Below are 20,002 nucleotides of genomic sequence, written 5' to 3' on the forward strand. Positions count from 1 at the left end.
GCCACCCCATTCAGAGCACTTCAGTAGACTGCCGCCATACTGAAAGCATCTATGTACTCACCATCCCGATAGGCAAATTTCCGGTGCGTCCCCTCTATGACAAAGCCATTCTTTTTATAAAGCGCAATAGCAGGCTCGTTATCAACGAAGACGGTAAGCTCCAGGCGTTTTACATTCATCCATCGGCAGGCGGTTGCAGACAGCTCTTTCAATAATTCGTCGCCAATGCCCTGGCGATGATGACCGTCTGCGACCCCCATCCAGAAATCAGCTACGTGCTGCCTTCGTCCCTGAAAGCGATAGAGCATGGCGCACCCGACAACGATGCCATCGCGCTCGGCAACCAGGGAAAGGCCTGAAGCGCTGCGACCTTCAACAAGTTTTTTATGTCGCTGATTGACTGGTATGGCATCCGAAGCGTCCACCAACGGAACACCGGCTGTTCAAAAATCTGAGCCAGCGAAGACCAGTCACTGTCTGCCATCGCACGAACGATCAAACTCATTTCAGACTCCTTGCCAGACCTGTTCCGTCCGGACCCAGACGCATTCTGATTGTCGATACAACCCGCCATGCTTAACGCCCGGCGTCGCCCTTCCGGCTGCCCCTCTGTTTACTGTCAAGGCCGGCCCGGATGCGGTTCCGGATAGTCGCGGTTGATGTCGATTGGTTTGGCATACGGCCCATCCCATAGCTGCTCATGCAGAGCGCCGATGCGCTCGGCCATTGTGCTGTCGTGCATCACCACTTCCAGGTTGCGCGAGTTGTCGAGATAACCGCCGAGCCAGTTGCTGGTGCCAACCCATGCGACCTGATCATCAATGTCCATGGTCTTGCTGTGGATCACGCGGGCATACGGGATGAAACCCTCGGCGGCTACGGGCAGCGTGACGATGCGCACCTGCACGTTGGGCACCAGGGCCAGACTCTTCAAATAGGCAACTTCGGGCATGCCTGTGTTCCAGTCCGACACCATGAGCTTGATCGAAACGCCACGAGCGGCGGCGCTACGTATGGCGTTATCGATGACCGCATAGTAAGGCCGGGTTTTGTCAGGCCCGTAGGACAAGGGCGCGTAATCCAGTAACTGGACGCGAACCTCGCGGCTGGCTTGCGCCAGCAAACGCGGCAGCTCGGTCTGGGAGTCGAGTACGCCGGGCGGGTTATAGCGCTGCGGACTGGCGACCAGATAGTTGCCAGCGGGCAAAGCGTTCTTGTTCGAGTGTGGCACCGGAATCGGTTTGCCTTCGGCGATGGCGGCCTGGGCTAGCCAGTCCTGATCGAACACGGCCTGCGTCTGGCGCACGACATTCGGCTCGTCGATGCGCAGGCCGGTTTCATGGATGTGCTCCAGTGAGCGCCAATCGAAATTCTGACTGCCTATGAACGCCTGTCGGCCATCCACGACGATGAATTTGGCGTGAATGATGCCGCTGCCCGTGAGCTTGGCGTATGGCAGTACGCGCAAGGTGAGGTTGGGTATCGCCCGCAACCGCTCAAGGGTCTGCGGATCGGACATTTTCAGGCCTTTTTCCTCCAGCAGAAAACGGATTTTCACCCCGCGCTGCCCCGCTGCAGTCAGGCTTTCAAGCACCTTGTCCATCACCGAACCGGCATGGTCTGCGGCATAGAACTGCTCGATATCGATACCCTTGCGGGCTCCATCGAACAGTTCACGCCAGACCTCGCCGGGCGCTCGCAGGTCAGGCGTCTGCAGGTCGGTTCCGAGCGGAACGGTGTGTACCAGCTCGAAACCTGGAATAGCGAAGTCGGCCTGCGCAAACGAACTCGTCAGCAGTAACGCTGCGATCACGACGCGGGAACGCGTAAGTACCCTACGGCCTGGAAGATCAAAGAACATGCGGGCCTCATCGCCGGACGCAGGCAGGAAGGCGCATGCCAAGGGCACACGCCGGCAGGTTGATCAGGCAGTGCGGTATTTCGGTTGGACCGGGGCAGCCGAATGCTCGGTTTCATCCTGCACCCGTGCGCCGCTGGAAGCGCGGATCAACAGGATCTTGAGTTGATCGTTGATGCGTTCCAGGCTGTCCTGAAAGTAGTTATGAAAGACCACGCAGAACAAGGCGATGGCAATACCCAGCCCGGTCGCGAACAGCGCCGTGCCGATACCGGCAGAAATCTGCCCGGGATCGGACACCCCGGCACTGGCAAGCGCCTTGAACGTGTCGATGATGCCCAGAATGGTGCCCAGCAACCCCAACAGAGGTGCAGCGGTAGTGATGGTCTCGATCAGCCAGAGGCTGCGGGCCAGCGGCGCGCGAGTGCTCAGGTACTGGGTTTCGATGACATCATCCAGATCCCTGCGCGAGCCCTGAGCATTTTTTTGCGCAAGCACCGGCAGGACCATGCTCAGCGGCAAACCGGCCCGGCGTGTCAGCGCCTCCGGCAGATCCTTTTCACTGTTCACCGAAGCACTGAGTGCCGTTTGCAGCGCCCGTGCCTGACGGCGTACATAAGCAAAGTAGATACCCCGTTCGATCGCGACAAAGATCGCTACCGCGATGGCGGCGTACATCACATAGAAGGTGATGTCGTGAAGCTGATTCATGTCCATGGCACAGACCTCTGGTCAATGAAGATTAGAAATTGGCTTCAAGAGAAACGGTAACGGTACGCTCGACGCCGACGATGTACGCCGGGTCGCCATCGCGGAAGCCGCTGTATGTACCTGCGTTGGTCTTGGTGGTGTACACGCCGTCCAGGTACTCCTTGTCGAACAGGTTGTCGACGTTCAGACGCAAGGTGGCATCCTTGACGATTTTCTTGTTCACCGGCAGATAGATGCCCGCGCCCAGATTGAAGATGGTGCGCCCCGGAATGCTTTCGTCGTTGGTCAGGTCGCCATACAGCTCGCTGGTGAACTTGGCTCCGAAGGTGCCGTAATAACTGCCGTCGTCGTAGCCGATGTTGGCGGCCAGCATGTTCTTCGGCACGTTGGCAAACTGCTTGCCGCTGGTAGGCAGCTCGATGGCGGCACCGTTATTGAAAACGGTCAGGTCATCCTTCTGTTTGGCACGGGTGTAGGTGTACGAGGTGTAGTAATTGAAATGGTGCGGCAGCAGGCCGCTCCACTCCAGTTCCAGCCCGCTGTTATCGACTGCACCGGCATTGATGTCGGCAAAGTCACCATTGATGTCTTTTGATGACACCTGACGGTCCTTGAACTGCATGTAGAACAGGGTGGCGGCCAGCGTCATGTCCTGTTCGGTAAAGCGCCAGCCCAGTTCATGGTTCCAGCTGGTCTCCGGCTTGCTGTTGATGGAACCGGTGCCCGGGTCATAAAGGACGTAGTTCTGCGGTATGCGCATGTTGCGCGACAGGCTGTAGAACAACTGGTCACGCTCATCCAACTGATACTTGAGGCCTACGTTCGGCAGCAGCTTGTTGTAGGTCTGGTCACGTTTTTCCGGCCGCTCGGTAAGGCTGCCGTGGTTATTGCCTTCACGCTCGACATTCATGTAGGCCAGGCCGCCTATCAGCGTCCAGTCCGGGGCGAAATACCAGGTGTCCTGAGCCCATACTTTTTGTGCAGGCGTCACGGTATAGCGATCACGGCCCTGGATCTCATTGCCGTTGGCATCGACCATGTAATCCGAGTCTGGCCAGATGCTTTCCGGCTTGCCGTTGCTCTTCAGGCGAATGAAAGGCTGAGTCTGCAACTGACGCGCACGCTCATACCAGTAGCCGACTTGCACGCTGTGCTCGTCGTTGACATCCCAATTGAGCTTGGTGGTGATCCCCGGACGCCAGGTCTGGGTGCGCGAAGGTCGGTAATACACGCCGGTGGTCGATGAGCCATCAGCGTTATAAGCGGCAGCCGTCGGCAAGTTGCTCAGGTCGAATACACCGTTCTGATTCGAGCCGCGGTTGAGCGCATAGGAGGAACTGTTTACTCCGCTGCCGTTGCCCCAGAAGTAATAGGGGATGACTGAAAGCGCCAGATTGTCGGCCAGTTTGAATTGGGTATTGAGCACGGCGGTGAACGTCTGGAACGGGTTTTGCGCCAGTTCGTAATAACTGGACAGCTTGCCGTTGCTGCCCAGCGCGGGAGTCGAAGGATAGGGGTCAAACTTGCGCCCGTTCTGCTGGAACTGGCTCTTGGTGAGCTGGCTGTAGCTGTTGTTATCCTGCTCGTGGTACTTGAGGATCAGGTTGGCCGTATTGCCCGAGCCCATGTCGAAGAAGCTGTTCCACTCCACCTTGTCAGCGCGCACGGCACCGTCACCGCGCCATTTCTGGCCTTCGGTGTGAGACATCGACAGCCAGTTGCTCAGCCCGTTGATTTCACCGGTATTGAGCCGCGCAAAGGTCTTGTAAGTACCGTTGCTGCCTGCACTTTGTTTGACGAATGCGCCGGTTTCCTTGGTGGGCCGAATGGTGACAATACCGATGTTGCCACCGCTGGAACCGATGTGCGGGCCGTCACTCTCGGCAGAGCCCTGGGTGACGAAGATCTGATCGATGTTTTCCGGGTCCCCCAGCAGGTTGGAATTTATGTGGAATGGAAAATCAACTTGACGCAGTCCGTAACCTGAGGACCTCCATATGAAAAACAGGCCCCTCTGACCAAGCTGTTCGCTTTGCCGTATGAGCAAGTTTCGAGCTTGACAACGTAGACCAGGCGACAAGGCCCCCACTGCACGATGTATCGCTCGCCTTTCAGCGCGTAGGCGCGAGTTGAGAAATTTTGACTCACCGTGCTGCGCCCGCAAGTCGATGGGAACACTCCTAATGAAACAGATACTTGAACACTGCTTCCCGTGTATCTCGCACACTGATGACATCGGTAATCAAGCCCTTTTCTTTGAGCAATAGCGGAGATCTGATTTCTTCATCCAATGCGGACACCACAGCTCTCTGCGCATCGGTCATGCTTGAGGACTTGATGATCTTTTCCATGGTAAGGGTACTGAAAACGCCTATATTGGCGTCAGGATAGGCCAGCACGGCGACAGGTTCAAAGCCTGGCCCGCTCATGGCATAAACACCACCGGTGTACGCCTTCCGAGCAACCAACAATAATTTTTTTACCTTGCATCGGGTATGTGCTCTGAATAAATCTGCCACAGCGGCAAAAATCCCATCGCGTTCAGCCTCTTCCCCAATCATGATCCCAGGAATATCTGCGATAAACAAAATGGGCAAGCTCATTTTCCCAGCCAGCTCAATGACATGAATCATTTTACGGGCGGTCCTTTTGTAGATGACGCCGCCATGCGCGGAGTTGTTGGCAACCACGGCAAAAACCTGCCCTTGCAAGGTGGCCAGCCCGACTAAAACCTCAGGCGCATGAGAGGCACCGATTTCGATCAGGCTGTCGCTATCGACAAATGAACGTACCAGATGCTGCACATCAAAAGGAATATTATGAGACGGGGGCAGCAGGCGGTTGAAATCCACTTCAAGTGGGGTTGAAAACTCACCGTACGTCGAGCTTTTTCCAGCAATCAGATATAAGAGCAGTTTTCTCAGATCGGCGAACAGATCAGCCTCGTCGTCAAAAACCAAGTGCACGGACCCAGACGCGGTACTGTGGATATCGGACCCGCCGAGGGAATAAAGATCGGTCTGTTGAGCGAGCATCGCCTTGACCATGTCAGGTCGTCCCATACACAGAGCTCCTCGACGAGTCATCAGCACCAGATCGGCGAGCATCACAGGTAACGCCAAAGGCCCTGATGTCGGCCCTAAAATCACGGACATCAGCAAATTGAGTTTTGCCAACTCTGCCAGCGATGCGCTGACGCTGCCCATCCCGGACGGGGAAAGAAGCAAACTTGACATATCTGAAGAAAAAACCCTGGCTGTATCAAAGCCTTCAGTATCATTATTACCCCCGATTTTATCTTGAATATAGATAAGCGGGGCTTCAGCAGCTCGTGCCAAACCTACCGTTTTTATAATTTGCTGAGCCGTACTCCATTGCCGACTGCTTTGAAACTCGCAGTCACGACCGCGACTCATCGCAACATAGGTCTTGATTGAGTGGATCGTTCCTGCCCCGCAGATGAAATGGGTGTTCTGGCCCTCGAGGTCCTCCTTGAAACTACCTGGATCAAACAACCTAGAGACGCGTCTTTCGGAAACGCTCATCGAAACTCCTGACGTCGGTTTGCGTAGATAAACGCCGACACCGCGACACCCCGTCAACAAGCGTCGGCAACTGAAACCTCAACCCTTTAATACTTTCTCTATAAGACTCACGTTGCTCAGTAAAAAAGCATCTCGCGCTCTGGGCGCGTCAAAGCTCAAGCCGACCGGCAACCGCCCTTCCGGCCCGACGGGAATCGTTATAGAGGGGAGCATCGCGTTGCTGGCCAGGTCGGTATTGCGAATGGCCTGACTGAAAAACTCTGGTCGGTCAGCATGATCCAGATGAGGTACCCGGCAAGGTACCGTGGGATACCCCAGGAGCTTGATATGATGACGAGCAAATAGCTCATCCATTTTTCTTTTCAACAGCTCGCCATTTTGCAGTGAACTCAAATAGTGAGCCGGTTTTATAGCGCCCTCTCCAAGATGGTGATTGATGATGCCTTTTACGTTGGCATCATCAACCTGCGCAAAAATATGATGGATACCGTGCTTCCAGCCCAAGGAGAGCAATGACTGAGCAAAGTCGGCAAAGAATTCGTAAAGCGGAACGGTGAACGTGAGTGTCTGGTTCAGTTCCACAATATCGGCATCATCAATTTCAACAAACTCGAACCCTGTCTTGCGCAGCAGGCTGAGTGCATTAACGCATGCCCTCTCCACCTCGCCATCCAGATCAGACCACATGGAGACCGGTAGGCCGATTCGACAGGGACCCGTCCTGCTCAGAGGAAAAGACTGCTGCTTGCCTGACAACAGCCCATACACAAATTCGGCGTCGCCTGCTGTTCGTGTCAGTAACCCAACGCAATCCTTTGTATGAGAAACAGGGATAATGCCTGCCGTTGACAAGCGTCCAGTAGTGGGTCTGAAGCCCGTAATGCCGCAAAAAGCCGCCGGTATTCTTATCGAGCCCCCCGTATCGGTCCCCACCGACAGCGGAACGATTCCACTTGCCACTGCGGCGGCACTTCCACCACTACTGCCCCCGGCACAATACCCGGGGGCAACGGGGTTTCCCACGGCTCCCCAATGAGGATTGATGGATGTCACCCCGAAACTAAGTTCGTGCATATTGTTCTTGCCAGCAACCACAGCCCCGAGGGCTTTGAGTTGACTGACAATCGCAGCATCCTGACCAGCTATGAAACCGGACATCCCTCGCGTCCCGGCCGTCAACGGCAGACCGCGAACACAGATATTATCCTTGAAGGAAACTGGCACGCCCCAGAGTGAAGTACCCTTCCTTGCTTGATCAGCCTCGCCAAACTGGCTGACCGCATCACCCTCGCGTATGAAACAGTTCAAAAGGGTCAAGCGGGTCTCAGTGTCGAGCGCCCGCCCGCGCAGCTCTTCAGCCGCAATCTGTTCATCGGCCAATGCCCGGCACAGCGATTCAAGTGTGATCATTTCGCGCATACTCTTCTCCCTGTATAAGCGCTTCTCTCAGGACTGCTAATAGCGATAGGAGGCGTTAATACAGTCAAGCGGGTTGCCTTCTGACACCTGCCCTCCGGTGCTGCGCAGCACGGCACAGGCACTGTTCAATGCTGTCTGGACAGCACCTTCGATCCACCCTCCGGCAAAAGAGCAACTGCAGCCAGCCAGATAGAGCCCCGTGTCTTTATCGGGACTGTTCGCTGTCATCGGTTGAAAGAACAATCGATGCGAGTAAACATCCTCGCCGGGGTAATTGAGTTTGAAAGCGCCCGCAGAATGGGGATCGGTGAGCCAGTCATGGTGCAATACATACCGCTCATAATCCCCCTCAACAGGCAGGAGATAACTGGCGAACGTCGGATGTATCGCAGCGAGGTCATTAACCAGTACCTGACAACGTGTCTTTTTGTCAGACATCGCCAGCATTTTTTGAGCGTCGTCTTCCCACGTGTAACTGAGCAGAACAACTCCGTGGCCATCAGGTTCATCGGGCTGATAATCCAGACAATAGACGCCGCGCACCAAGCCGTCCGACTGGATGGTGGTCGGAAGTTTGTTTTTTATCCAGAATTTGGTACGGGTGAGAATGAAAAGCTTCGATGATCCGGTCAGGTGGGTTTCGCGGACAGCACGAGCGACGTCACGACTCAGGAAGCGCTCGCTGTCCGTGAGGCAATGAATCATTTGCATGGCTCGATTACTGCTAGTGACAATCACTCGATCAAATAAGCCCTGTTCTCCTGCTGTTGTCTGGATGATGATTTTTTCAGAGTCTCTGGAAATGCGGCCTACCCGACTAAAACAAATGCGCTCCCTTAACGTTTTGCCGTCAAATGCCTGATCAGCGAGTCTCGTGGCCAGACTGGATATCCCGTCCGGAATCAGTCGCTGATCACTTTGGTATCCATTGATGACCATCCGGAGTATTTCCGTGAAGCCAGCCTGAAAGACTGGCAGAAAACCACCCGAGCCTATGCCAAGCGAGCCGAACAGCTCAAAGTCTTCAGGGCGAGCCCATTGGTCACCGCCTGGCGGGTGGGGGCCGGTGAAAATACAGACAATCGCGTTGTAGAATGAACAATCTCGGAATACATTGAGCCATCCCTGCCATGCGATCGCTGCCTCTTCCAAACGACCCGACTTGAGCATGGAGGCAATGTCCAGCGGGGCAACTAAAGAACCGCCTTCAAGGAGGTAACCATCGCGCAATAAAGACTGCCACCCCTCATAAACTCGCCTGAATAATGTGGGCGGCTTTTTGCCCGCTGGCCAGTAGTAGCGTTTACCACGGTAATGCAGCTCCGTGTCCACCACACCAGGATCCGGAAAGGTGGTCGACGTTGAAATACCAAACTTTTTCAGGTAGTGGAAAAGGCCAGTTGCGCTGGGAGGAAAGCGCATCGCACCCATTTCTGCTATGTAATGCGGACGAGTCTGATCGAACACTTGAGACCATACCCGCCCCCCGATCCGATCACGCGATTCATATAAAATAACGTCCTTGACTCCCGCGCGTAATAGTTCAGTTGCAGCGACCAGCCCACTGATGCCGGCACCGACTATCGCTACCCGAGGGGTGGGAGTTCCGGATGAATAGCTGCCTATGCCTCCCGTCATTTCACACTTTTTCAGAAAGGGACCGTAGTCGTACAAAATATCAATACTGGGCGAATTAAAATGGTCATCCATAACCTGACGCTATCCTCTTCAACCTGACGTGCTGCCCGGTTACGATTTTTAAACTAAAGCTGAAACGACAGCTGTGCACAGCAGTCGCCAAATCCAAGATGCCTACTTCAGAGCAACCCTAAGGCTCCAAAGCACAGCCAAATTTCTGTCAGGGAAAGAAAATATGCCCAACAAATAAGCCAATCAGCATGACTTTAACCACCATCAAAATACAACCGCGTCGATCATTCCAACGCAATATTCCGCCTAGTTGTTAGAGCTAAATACCCGCATAAATCGGATCCGATATCAGGCTCAGATTAAGGCTATCCCCTCAAATACGACGAGTCAAGGTTTTTGAACAAAGATTGCATTCCCCGCTCACCATCGAAGCGAAAGCTGTGATATCAGAGAGGCAGCATAGTTAGCTCAATAACTATCATATTGTATTCGACATACTAAGATGCTCGTTGCCAAGTCTTGCAGGCAGATTAACTGGCCTATATGAAAAAACGTTCTATAGAAAAGCTTGACCTGGAGACCTTTAGGAAATAAGTTCATGTAACCAAAGGGCAGTTGGATCCAATAGCATGCATCGGTCATGCTAACATACAGAGGAAATTCGCGTTCTCGAAAGTCTCTAAGGGTGATAGCTTTTTGAGGGCGCTCTACTTTTATTAGTCAATAGATGCGCGATACATATTAAGACTACTGACGCTGAACCAAGATCAGACTCTCATATAATAAGGAATGTTATATGTCTACGCAGCATCATTACTTAATGACACCGGGTCCATTGTCGTTAACCGACGACGTCAAAGCGCAGATGCAGTTTGATATGGGATCACGTGATCAGGCGTTCAAAAACATTACCGCTCTGATGCGTGAGCGGATTTTAGATCTGATCGATGGCTGTGGCTCGCACTCGGTAGTGCCAGTCCAGGGTAGCGGTACTTACGGTATTGAGGCCGCATTGACGTCGTTCATCTCGTCGTCTGATCGACCGCTCGTATGCATCAACGGCATCTATGGTGAGCGGATCCTGAAAATTCTGAAATTACGGGGCGTTCAGGCGGTTTGTATCAGAGCCCCGAGTCACGAGGCGCTGTCAGTCATCGACATCGCCGCTTACTTAGAGCAGGATCTATCGATTACACACATCTGTTTCGTTCATTGTGAAACAACCACCGGTGTGCTCAATCCACTCGAAGCCATCGTTAATCTGGCAACGCAGCGGGGTATAAAAACCATTATAGATGCAATGAGTTCTTTCGGCGCCGTCGATATCAGCGCAAAAAGAGCCCGTTTCGATGTACTCATAACGTCCAGCAATAAATGCATTGAGGGTCCGCCAGGTGTGGCGTTCGTCATAGCGAATCTCGACTTGCTCAGGGCCAAAGAGCATTCAATGAGTTCGTTTGTTCTTGATGTCCGTGACCAATGGAAAAGCCTTGAGCAGACCGGAGAGTGGAGATCGACGCCTCCCACGCACGTGGTCCAGGCATGTACGAAAGCTCTGGAAGAGTTGAGTCTGGAAGGCGTGGCTAATCGGGGGCAACGTTACTGCTCAGTGCGGGACGAAATAATTCGCGTAACCACACCTTATGCGTCGCCACTGTTGAGCGCTGAAGTGCGCTCCCCCGTTTGTCTGGCGCTGACTGCGAATGGTATTATTGATACCCCTAAAGACTTCAATAAACTTTACCTGCACCTCGTAGATTACAACCTCTACATCTATTCAAAAATGCATGCTCAGACGCGCAGCTTTAGGGTCGGATGTATCGGAGCAATCAAACCCCTGTGGATACGTTTGCTAGGCGATGCATTTCGGGAGTTTTTTGATAAAACGAATAGTAAACCCATGGCACCGGAACGTGTTGGATCAGCACTCGTCAGAAGGAGCTTGTAATATGTCACGCATTATTCACGATAACAGTATGTCTGTGGAAACGGCGCTTTTGCATGCGGGCTATCGTCACGACCCCACTACCAAGGCCGTCGCGGTGCCTATTTACCAAACGACAGCTTACGAACTTGACGGTGACTTGGCCCGAATTGCAGACATTTACAATGTAAAAAGTGACGGTTTTACTTACACACGCATCATTAACCCTACTACGCGCATTCTTGAACAGCGGTATGCAGTTGTCGACGGTGCAGTTGATGCCTTGGCCGTGGCCTCAGGGCAGGCTGCGACTTTTCTTGCTCTGGTAAATTTGTGCAGTGGGCGTCCAGGCGATAACATAGTCGTTTCAAAGTATCTATATGGAAACTCATGGAATTTATTATTTAACACCTTCAAAAGACTTGGAATTGAAGCGCGATCAGCAGACCCACGTGAGCCTTCGTCGTTTGAGCAGCAAGCCGATAATAGAACCATTGCCTTCTTTGGCGAGATTTTTTCCAATCCGTGTCTTGTACCTTTACCGCTCAGAAAACTTTCCGACATCGGCAAGCGCCTAGGTATTCCCATAGTCGTGGATAACACGACCACGCCTCTGGTGTGCCGTCCCGCTAAGCTTGGCGCCGCCATTACAACCTACTCTGCGACAAAGTATATATGCGGCCATGGCACTACTCTCGGTGGGTTAGTGACCGATAACGGCACGTTCGACTTCGACGACTCTGACCGTTTCCCGTTATTCAATGGGCCGGATGAGGCGCACGGGGGAATACTCTGGCGTGAGGCTGTTAAACAACTGGACGACCTGAGTGGGAGCCCCTGCCTGTTGAAAGCACGCATGACATGGCTTCGCGATACCGGTGCCGCGATTAGCCCGCTTTCGAGTTTCCAATTAATTCAAGGTTTGGAAACACTTCATTTACGCATGCAGCGCTACTGCGAAAACGCCACAATAGTGGCAGATTTTCTGCAACGGCACCCCAAAGTCAGGAGTGTTTCGTATCCAGGACTCTTCACCGGACAAGATCGCGAAATGACGGATGAATTAGTAGACGTTCATGTCGGTTATGGGGCAATGATCATGTTTGAATTGGACAGCGAGGCGGCAGGTCGGACGTTCATTCAGAATATCAAGCTCATGTACCACGTATCGAACGTCGGTGATGCGCGAACACTGGTGACGCACCCCGTCTCTACAACCCACACCACCGTTCCGAAAACACAGCGCGAAGCCGCAGGTATATTTGACGGATCAATCCGTCTTTGCATCGGTATCGAAAATGTGAATGACGTGATTGAGGATATCAAGCGCGGTCTCGACGCCGTTTGACAGCCAATCCGGCAGGGAGGATAACTTCATGGAAACGTCTGATTTCTGGAAGCTACGCAACAAACGGTTTAATACATTTCAGTTTTCTCGCGACATCATGCGCGAGTTGGCTAAACTAAGGCCTGATAATATTACCGGCGCGCTGTATATACTAAAAGACTACTTAGTCATACTGACTTGTGTGTTTGTCACGCTGAACATCAGTGAGTGGTTTTACCCGATTGCTGTGCTAATGATTGGCGCGCATCAGCGAGGACTTACGACGATCTCGCATGATGCTGCACATCGAATACTCGCGAAAAACACGTGGTGGAACCACTTTCTAGGCACAATATTTGCGGCCTACCCGATTTTTCAGCGGCATTGGGCTTATCGCGTTTCTCATGTGCATCTTCACCATCCGCATCTGGGCGATCCCGAAAAAGATCCGGATTTGCAATTCTTCATCGCTTCCGGTGTCTATGAGGTTCGAAAGCCTCGGGAGTACAAGTTTTCTATTGTCTGGAAGGCTATTTTAGGCGGGGCCACACTGCGCTATTTGAAATACCTGTGGCACAACCGCTTTCTGATTTCGAACAAGCAAGACAAGAGCGTTAATAAACACGGTGCCGTTATTGACACCTATGGCTTCGTGGCCTTCTGGGTAACCGTTATCGCTGGCTTCGTCATGACTGATAACGTGCACCTGCTGCTTCTGTTCTGGTTGGTTCCTTATTTGACCACGTTTCAAATACTGGGTTGGTTTACTGAAATCGCCGAACACTCTCCAATGTGCGAAACAGAGAACCAAAATATTTATCTCACTCGAAACAGAAAAGGTAACTTGATGGAGCGAGTACTCTTTGGTGTCAACTTCGACGAATATCATCTGGAGCACCATCTTTCGCCAGGCGTACCATTTTGGCTGCTAAAACGAGCACAAGAGATCCGTATGCGCGATCCGGAATATGCAGAGATCGCAAAGTGCTGGGGCGGTTTGTTTGTATCAGGGCCTAATGGGCAGCCCAGCGTGATCAGTCAATTGCTCGACCGCAATAAGCGTCTCTACGAAGCGCAACATGCGTCGCCTGACACACCGGAGCAGGCATAATGACTAACAAATATTTTGATGCGACCCGTGCTGTAGTCGGCGTGTCGGCAAATCGGCAACTCCATGATGGTGTTCACCGTGACTGGTTGCGGCGGCGTTATATTGAGGCACTAGAACGCTACGCGTCCGTTGAGTGCGTGATCATCCCTACCATCGACGGCAACCTGTCCAGGGAAGAAACCCTGCGCAAATTCCGTGATGTGATGTGGCGTCTTGACGGTCTCGTGTTGACCGGCGACGAATCGAATCTTGATCCGAACATCTTCGACAAACAACTGGCCTGGCATTGCACCGCAGACGATGTTGTTCCAGGCGAGCGGGACCGGCCGAGGGATCGTCTTTCGAGTGTTGCATTGTCTGTTGCGATCGAATTCGATATGCCGATTCTCGGCATCTGCCGTGGCTTGCAAGAGATGAGTGTTCATCGTGGCGGCAAGCTGCATCCCGACTTATCGGCGTTAACTCAAAGCGTTTCACACAGTGAGCTGCCTAACGTGCCCCGTGATCAACAGTACCTTCCCACACATACAATCAGCGTCATGCCAGTCGGACGACTGTCGCCAATTGTAGAAAGCTCTGAACTATACGTTAACTCATTGCACAACCAAGGCATCACCACAGTAGGCGCCGGTGTGCAGATAGAGGCGGTCGCCTCGGACGGCGTGATCGAAGCGCTTTCATACAAGACGTCATCAACATTCCAGCTCGCAGTGCAATGGCACCCTGAATGGCATGCGACCACCGACGTCACAAGTCAGAAGGTTTTCAAAGCATTTGGAAGTGCATGCCAGGCTTACCAGTCAACAAGGCCACCGCCAAGGGGATCGGGTGAATCAACTCAATGAGTTGCGTACTTTATCTATTTTAATTATGTATTCAGTGTGAGTCTGGCGGACTTATGGATTTACAGTTGCTGGTCCTGTTTATTGTTGCTTTCACGTCGGCCGTTGCTGTGCCCGGCCCAAACGTCGCGTTTGCCGTCGCCCAAGCTCTCAAATATGGAACAAAAACGGTAGTCCCCTGTTCATTTGGTTTCGGGTTGGCAACCGCAATCCACGCGGTAGTCGCGCTTTCGGGTGTCGGATTGATCATTCGCGATCACCCTTGGGTTCTGAATTACCTGCGATGGCTTGGGGCAATCTATCTTGCCTACCTTGCGATCAGCACTTTCTTTGCAAAGCCGTCTCCGAGCGAGACAAATGTTATCGTTTCGAGTCCAAGGCAGATGTTTATCGATTCGCTGCTCGTTGCTTTAACCAACCCGAAAGGCTGGTTAGCGACCTTGCTTACTTACCCTACCTTCATCAGCCCACATGTGTCGTACATCCATCAAGCGATAACGTTGAGCCTGGTCGGCATGATTATTTCACTGATGATCTACGGCGGCTACATGTTCCTCGCGCAAAAGGCACGCGCAGCCTTCAATAACGAATCCATAATCAATCGGATAACTGGAGTTATTTACGCCTCGGTCGCGCTTTGTCTGGTGATGCTTTCCTGATGGCGGTAATGGAAATGCCGATGAGTTATCGGTGTACGGCACGAAACCTAAAGGAGGCTGGAAGCCCATGTCGATCATAGTTCCCAAAGGTTTACCCGCAGGTTACACACTCGCGACAGAAGGCGTCATGGTGATGAATAATGACAGCACGGTCTGTCCGCTTCACCGGCCGTTGCGCGTAGGCTTGCTGAATCTTATGCCAAACAAGATAGATACAGAAATACAGATCGCACGTTTGCTGGGGTCTACCCCGCTGCAAGTCGAACTGACACTGGTCAAAATAACTAGCCATTCACCCAAAAACACGCCGCACGAGCATCTAGCATCGTTTTATCAAGATTGGCACGATATCCAGGCACAGAAGTTTGACGGGTTCATTGTGACCGGAGCACCGGTCGAAACGATTCCTTTCGAGCAAGTTTATTACTGGCATGAACTAACCCACATTTTTCGGTGGACGCAAACCAACGTTCACCGATGCTTTAATATTTGCTGGGGGGCTCAGGCAGCTATGCATTATTTTCATGGCATGCCCAAGTACACACTGAATGAGAAAGCCTTTGGCGTATTCAAGCATCACGGCGTCGAAAACAAGTCTCCTTACCTGAAGGGGTTATCTGACGACTTCAACATCCCGGTCTCACGCTGGACGGAGATGCGGTACACCGATATCCCGACCAACAGCGGTATATCCGTTCTGATTGACTCGCCAGACACTGGCTTATGTTTGCTCGATGACCCCAATCATCACGCCCTTCATTTCTTCAATCATATCGAATATGACTCGCACTCACTGGCGGATGAATATTTTCGCGACAGAGAGGCAGGCAGATGCGTTCATCGTCCGAGAAACTATTTTCCCGAGGACTGTGAAGCGTTACTCCCCAAAAATCAGTGGCGCAGCCACGCCCATCTCTTGTTCGGAAATTGGATCAATCAGATTTCTCAAACGACACCGGCCGACTTGAACGACATTGGTCAAGATAGCTCTCGCACGCCTTCAATCGGGGAAGTTTCGCGATCCGGAACGTAAGGCCTGGTCGAAGGGGTATCACTGCTTTTCCTGCAAATGCCGCTTGGCAAAACCAGTTTAAATAAGAACTCGTCCTTGGTCACTTGGTGGGATTACAAATATGACATTTGAAGAATTACAACGCGCAGTTACCTCTGGTTCAATCGATACGGTACTTGTTTGCATGGTTGACATGCAGGGCAGATTTATGGGAAAGCGCTGTCACGCACAATTTTTTGTCCAGCACGGCTATCAGGAAACTCACGCATGCAATTACTTGTTAGCCGATGACTTGGAGATGCTGCCTGTGCCAGGTTACAGCAGTGCCAGTTGGAAAAGAGGGTACGGAGATCTCCTTCTCAAGCCAGATTTGTCAACCCTGCGGTCACTGCCGTGGCTGGATGCAACCGCACTAGTAATCTGCGATATATTTGATGCCGCTGGCCAGCCTACGGCTCATTCGCCTAGACAAATTCTGCAGAAACAGTTGCGCCGATTAGCTGATTTGGGCCTGTGCGCCGGTTTCGCATCGGAGCTGGAATTTTATGTGTTTGATGAAACTTACGATGCAATAACAAAAAAGAATTACAACAATCTGGAGACATTCGGAACCTATAATCAGGATTACCATATCCTGTCGACGACACGTCAAGAGTCTGTTATGCGTCCGATTAGAAATGGACTTTACGGGGCAGGCGTTTCAGTTGAATGCACCAAAGGAGAAGGCGGGGCGGGTCAAGGAGAAATCAATGTACGTTATGCTGATCCCTTGCTAATGGCAGATCACCATGTCCTCATCAAACACGGTAGCAAAGAGATAGCGGCGCAGCATGGCAAGGCGATCACCTTCATGGCCAAGTGGAATTATGAGCTCGCCGGCTCCTCGTGCCATGTCCATTCATCACTTTGGTCTCTGGACGGAAAGCCGCTTTTTTACGATGCGTCAGCCCCCAGCGGTATGTCTGCGTTGATGAAAAGCTACTTGGGAGGTCTGCTGAAATATTCGAAAGACATTACCCTCTTGTTGGCCCCCTATATCAACTCCTACAAGAGATTTCAGATGGACACCTTTGCACCGACCAAGGTCGCCTGGAGCCACGACAACCGTACAGTTGGCTTCCGTGTCTGTGGCGAAGGTTCAAGCGCAGTCCGAGCAGAGTGCCGTATAGGCGGTGCGGATCTGAACCCTTACCTTGCGTTCGCAGGCCTTATTGCCGCAGGTCTGTCGGGTATTGAAGAGAACCTGAATCTGCCATCGCCGTTCGTCGGGGATGGCTATCGGGATGCTCAGCTACCAGAAATTCCCAAAACGCTGCGAGCAGCTACTGAAGTTGCTTCGAAGTCGGCCTGGCTGCGCGAGGTTTTGGGAAACGAGGTTGTGGACCACTATGTTCACGCGGCACAGTGGGAACAAGCAGAACATGATCGATGCATTACTGATTGGGAGTTGTCCAGAGGATTTGAAAGAAGTTGAAAGACGCCGATCACTGTCTTTTTACTGCCTTATCTGTCTCTGTTGTTCCCGATCCCGCAGGGGGATTACGGGCGGAGCTTGCATATCTTTGAGAGATAAGTATGGACAATTACATCTCATTCCGCACAAAAGGAATCAAGACAAACGCCGAATTAGGACGCCCATGATTATCGAATTTTTTTCGCCTCGATTTGACTGGGTGTTCTGCCATCCAGCGTCGGCACATCATCGAGCTTGCGTATAAGTCCATCCAATTTTGCCAGGTCACCTTCAACAATAGCCCGCTCATCGGCCGTCAGGGGCACGGCCTCCAGATAATGTCCGATGGAGGTTTTACTTTCCAACGCCTGCGCTCGGGCGCTGGCTTTAGGAACATTAAAATCACAGCCGGCACACGCCATTCGATGGGGACAACTGCTCCAGAACGGATTTGAACAGTACGAATCGCCCAGATCATAAAAGGTATAGGGATCAGATGAATGGCGCGCGATTACGTCGTGGTCGATAAGCACTGACACCATGTGCGACATTTGATCCGCTTTAACAAATGCTGCCGCCAGCTTGGTGGGGCGGATGCGGATGTAGTGGAGCGTAGAACTGGGCGAACTGTGCCCAGACCACTGCATCAGCTCCATTAGCGACATACCCTGCGGAACGCTCGCCAATGCAGTCACGACCGAGGCGCGCCCCCGATGGCTGGTAATACGACCCCGACTGTCGTCTAGCGGGACACCTGCTTTTGCACATAGCATCGGGATAATCGTACGGTTGATGACTCCCGCGCCCATGCGCTTGCCCCGAAATTGAAACAGGTAACTAACCTTCTCCCCGGTTCGTTCATCCATAAGCGGTGCCTGGTTCACCGGTCTTTCTTGAAGCCAGGCGTCGATTCGCTCTTTAACCACCACCGCCACGGGTTTGACAAAAGCCTTGAACGTCTTGCTGGCTGGAATATCGAGGTAGCACAAGGTCCCTGGTGGAATTGTGGTTCCGTCGTCGTGTACCACCTCATGGGGCTGGGCATGCGCACACCCTATGGACAGTCGCATAATTTCATTATTGCGTAGCCCGGTGTGTGTCCACACCACAGCCACAGCCTGCATCATCGCTAAGGGGTAGTGAATTTCCGAGAGTAAGTCCTTACGCTCCAAGTTCAGGCTGGCCCAAATCAACTTGAGCCAGCTTGAGTCGTCAATCACACGTGGGTTGATCGCTGAATTGAAGGCGACGGTAAGCGGGGTAGCCAAATGATGACGCGGACTGAAATTTAAACGCCCCCATCCCCATAGCTCACAGTCGATAAAAAATCGCCGCAGGGCATGAAGAAAATGGCGTTTTGAGTTGGCAGCAATCGGTTGACCTAAGGATGCTCCGATCAACTTGCCGCGCAGCGGTGGCAAGCCGTAATTTGCCAGGCACATAGCGCTATTTTTCTGAAAACGGTCTGATGCAGTGTGAGTCGAGCGCGTTTTTCGCTCGGTTTTCCGTGTTAAGCGCGCAACTCACCCAAACCCATTAGTCGCTTTCGAGCCATCCACAGGTTCGACAGGGCGAACAGCGTGGTCAGTTGGGCCGTGTTTTTCATCAGCCCACGAAAGCGTACTTTCACGTAACCAAACTGGCGCTTGATGACCCGAAACGGATGCTCGACCTTGGCGCGTGTCTGCGCTTTGCAGTACTCGATCTTGCGCTTGGCTTTGTACAACAGGCTGCGTTTGTTCAGCTTGGAATACGTGCTGCGCCGCGCCGCGATTTGCCAGATCACGTTACGATTTTCGTGCTCTTCACGCTTCTCGACACCGGTGTAGCCAGCGTCCGCATAGACCGCGTTTTCTTCCCCGTGGAGCAGTTCGGCGACTTGAGTGACATCGGCCACATTGGCCGCAGTGCCATGGACGTGATGAACCAGTCCAGACTCAACGTCAGCGCCGATGTGGGCCTTCATACCGAAGAAATACTGGTTACCCTTCTTTGTCTGATGCATCTCGGGATCACGCTCGCCGTCTTTGTTCTTGGTCGAGCTTGGGGCATGAATAATGGTGGCATCGACGATGGTGCCCTGGCGCAGCGACAGGCCTTTTTCCTGCAAATAACCGTTGATGACCGCGAGGATTGCAGGAGCCAGTTGATGTTTCTCCAGCAGGTGCCGGAAGTTCATGATCGTGGTGTCTTCCGGTATCGGCGCACTCAACGTCAGGCGTGCAAACTGGCGCATGGGGGTGATTTCGTAGAGCGCTTCTTCCATGGCCGGATCACTCAGGGAGAACCAGTTCTGCAGCAGGTGAATGCGCAGCATGGTTTCCAGCGGATAAGGTTTTCTGCCACCGCCGGCCTTGGGGTAGAACGGTTCGATCAGGCCCAGCAGACCTGTCCAGGGGACGACCTGATCCATCTCGGCGAGGAAGCGTTCGCGGCGTGTCTGCTTGCGCTTGCTGGCATATTCGAAATCGGAAAAGCTCATCTGGCTCAT

The 20,002-nt window shown here is 52.7% G+C and carries 13 protein-coding genes and 3 pseudogenes; 7 read left to right on the top strand and 9 right to left on the bottom strand.

The annotated features are described in order from the left end of the window. Positions 1-20: 20 nt before the first annotated feature. The 7 genes and pseudogenes from AC4ANK_RS24280 to iaaM all read right to left on the bottom strand — a co-directional run bounded on the left by AC4ANK_RS24280 (position 21) and on the right by iaaM (position 9,243). Positions 21-505: pseudogene (locus tag AC4ANK_RS24280) on the bottom strand (GNAT family N-acetyltransferase). Positions 506-619: 114 nt separating this feature from the next. Continuing rightward, on the bottom strand, positions 620-1,861 hold the full coding sequence (locus AC4ANK_RS24285) for a phospholipase D-like domain-containing protein (RefSeq protein WP_002556130.1): 1,242 nt from the start codon (positions 1,859-1,861) through the stop codon (positions 620-622). Positions 1,862-1,924: 63 nt separating this feature from the next. Beyond that, positions 1,925-2,575: a MotA/TolQ/ExbB proton channel family protein gene (locus AC4ANK_RS24290; protein WP_002556129.1), complete on the bottom strand. Its 651-nt coding sequence runs from the start codon at positions 2,573-2,575 to the stop codon at positions 1,925-1,927. Between the two features lie 25 nt (positions 2,576-2,600). Then, a pseudogene (locus AC4ANK_RS24295) lies at positions 2,601-4,523 on the bottom strand (TonB-dependent receptor); the annotation flags it as partial. Between the two features lie 226 nt (positions 4,524-4,749). Continuing rightward, a complete protein-coding gene (locus AC4ANK_RS24300) occupies positions 4,750-6,114 on the bottom strand; it encodes a carboxyl transferase domain-containing protein (protein ID WP_460384297.1) in 1,365 nt (454 codons plus the stop codon). Between the two features lie 78 nt (positions 6,115-6,192). Beyond that, complete coding sequence (locus AC4ANK_RS24305; protein WP_460384295.1) at positions 6,193-7,533, bottom strand: amidase family protein; 1,341 nt, start codon at positions 7,531-7,533, stop codon at positions 6,193-6,195. A gap of 36 nt (positions 7,534-7,569) precedes the next feature. After that, positions 7,570-9,243: a tryptophan 2-monooxygenase gene (gene iaaM, locus AC4ANK_RS24310; RefSeq protein ID WP_031595889.1), complete on the bottom strand. Its 1,674-nt coding sequence runs from the start codon at positions 9,241-9,243 to the stop codon at positions 7,570-7,572. A 736-nt stretch (positions 9,244-9,979) separates the two neighbouring features. On the opposite strand from iaaM, the gene AC4ANK_RS24315 reads away from it, so the two are divergent. The 7 genes from AC4ANK_RS24315 (at position 9,980) to AC4ANK_RS24345 (ending at position 17,532) form a co-directional block, all read left to right on the top strand. After that, complete coding sequence (locus tag AC4ANK_RS24315; RefSeq protein ID WP_002556125.1) at positions 9,980-11,131, top strand: 2-aminoethylphosphonate--pyruvate transaminase; 1,152 nt, start codon at positions 9,980-9,982, stop codon at positions 11,129-11,131. A gap of 1 nt (position 11,132) precedes the next feature. Next, positions 11,133-12,455 (top strand): O-acetylhomoserine aminocarboxypropyltransferase/cysteine synthase family protein, encoded by a 1,323-nt coding sequence (locus AC4ANK_RS24320; protein WP_460384293.1) that lies wholly within the window; start codon positions 11,133-11,135, stop codon positions 12,453-12,455. A gap of 28 nt (positions 12,456-12,483) precedes the next feature. Continuing rightward, positions 12,484-13,545, top strand: coding sequence for a fatty acid desaturase family protein (locus AC4ANK_RS24325; RefSeq protein ID WP_031595891.1), 1,062 nt, complete (start codon positions 12,484-12,486; stop codon positions 13,543-13,545). Continuing rightward, a complete protein-coding gene (locus AC4ANK_RS24330) occupies positions 13,545-14,390 on the top strand; it encodes a gamma-glutamyl-gamma-aminobutyrate hydrolase family protein (RefSeq protein ID WP_002556122.1) in 846 nt (281 codons plus the stop codon). The genes AC4ANK_RS24325 and AC4ANK_RS24330 overlap by 1 nt, the downstream gene beginning before the upstream one ends. Before the next feature lie 53 nt (positions 14,391-14,443). Further along, on the top strand, positions 14,444-15,046 hold the full coding sequence (locus AC4ANK_RS24335; protein ID WP_031595892.1) for a LysE family translocator: 603 nt from the start codon (positions 14,444-14,446) through the stop codon (positions 15,044-15,046). Positions 15,047-15,113: 67 nt separating this feature from the next. Next, positions 15,114-16,079 (top strand): homoserine O-succinyltransferase, encoded by a 966-nt coding sequence (locus AC4ANK_RS24340; RefSeq protein ID WP_031595893.1) that lies wholly within the window; start codon positions 15,114-15,116, stop codon positions 16,077-16,079. A gap of 100 nt (positions 16,080-16,179) precedes the next feature. Further along, the gene (locus tag AC4ANK_RS24345) at positions 16,180-17,532 is read left to right on the top strand and encodes a glutamine synthetase family protein (protein ID WP_002556119.1); all 1,353 of its coding nucleotides are present in this window, start codon (positions 16,180-16,182) and stop codon (positions 17,530-17,532) included. A 167-nt stretch (positions 17,533-17,699) separates the two neighbouring features. Here AC4ANK_RS24345 and AC4ANK_RS24350 read toward each other — a convergent pair. Both AC4ANK_RS24350 and AC4ANK_RS24355 read right to left on the bottom strand, forming a co-directional pair. Continuing rightward, positions 17,700-18,896 (bottom strand): annotated as a pseudogene (locus tag AC4ANK_RS24350) (tyrosine-type recombinase/integrase); the annotation flags it as partial. Between the two features lie 125 nt (positions 18,897-19,021). Next, entirely contained in the window at positions 19,022-20,002 is a 981-nt protein-coding gene (locus AC4ANK_RS24355) for an IS5 family transposase (RefSeq protein WP_044424202.1), read from the bottom strand.

The organism is Pseudomonas sp. Pmew2, from assembly GCF_058129885.1.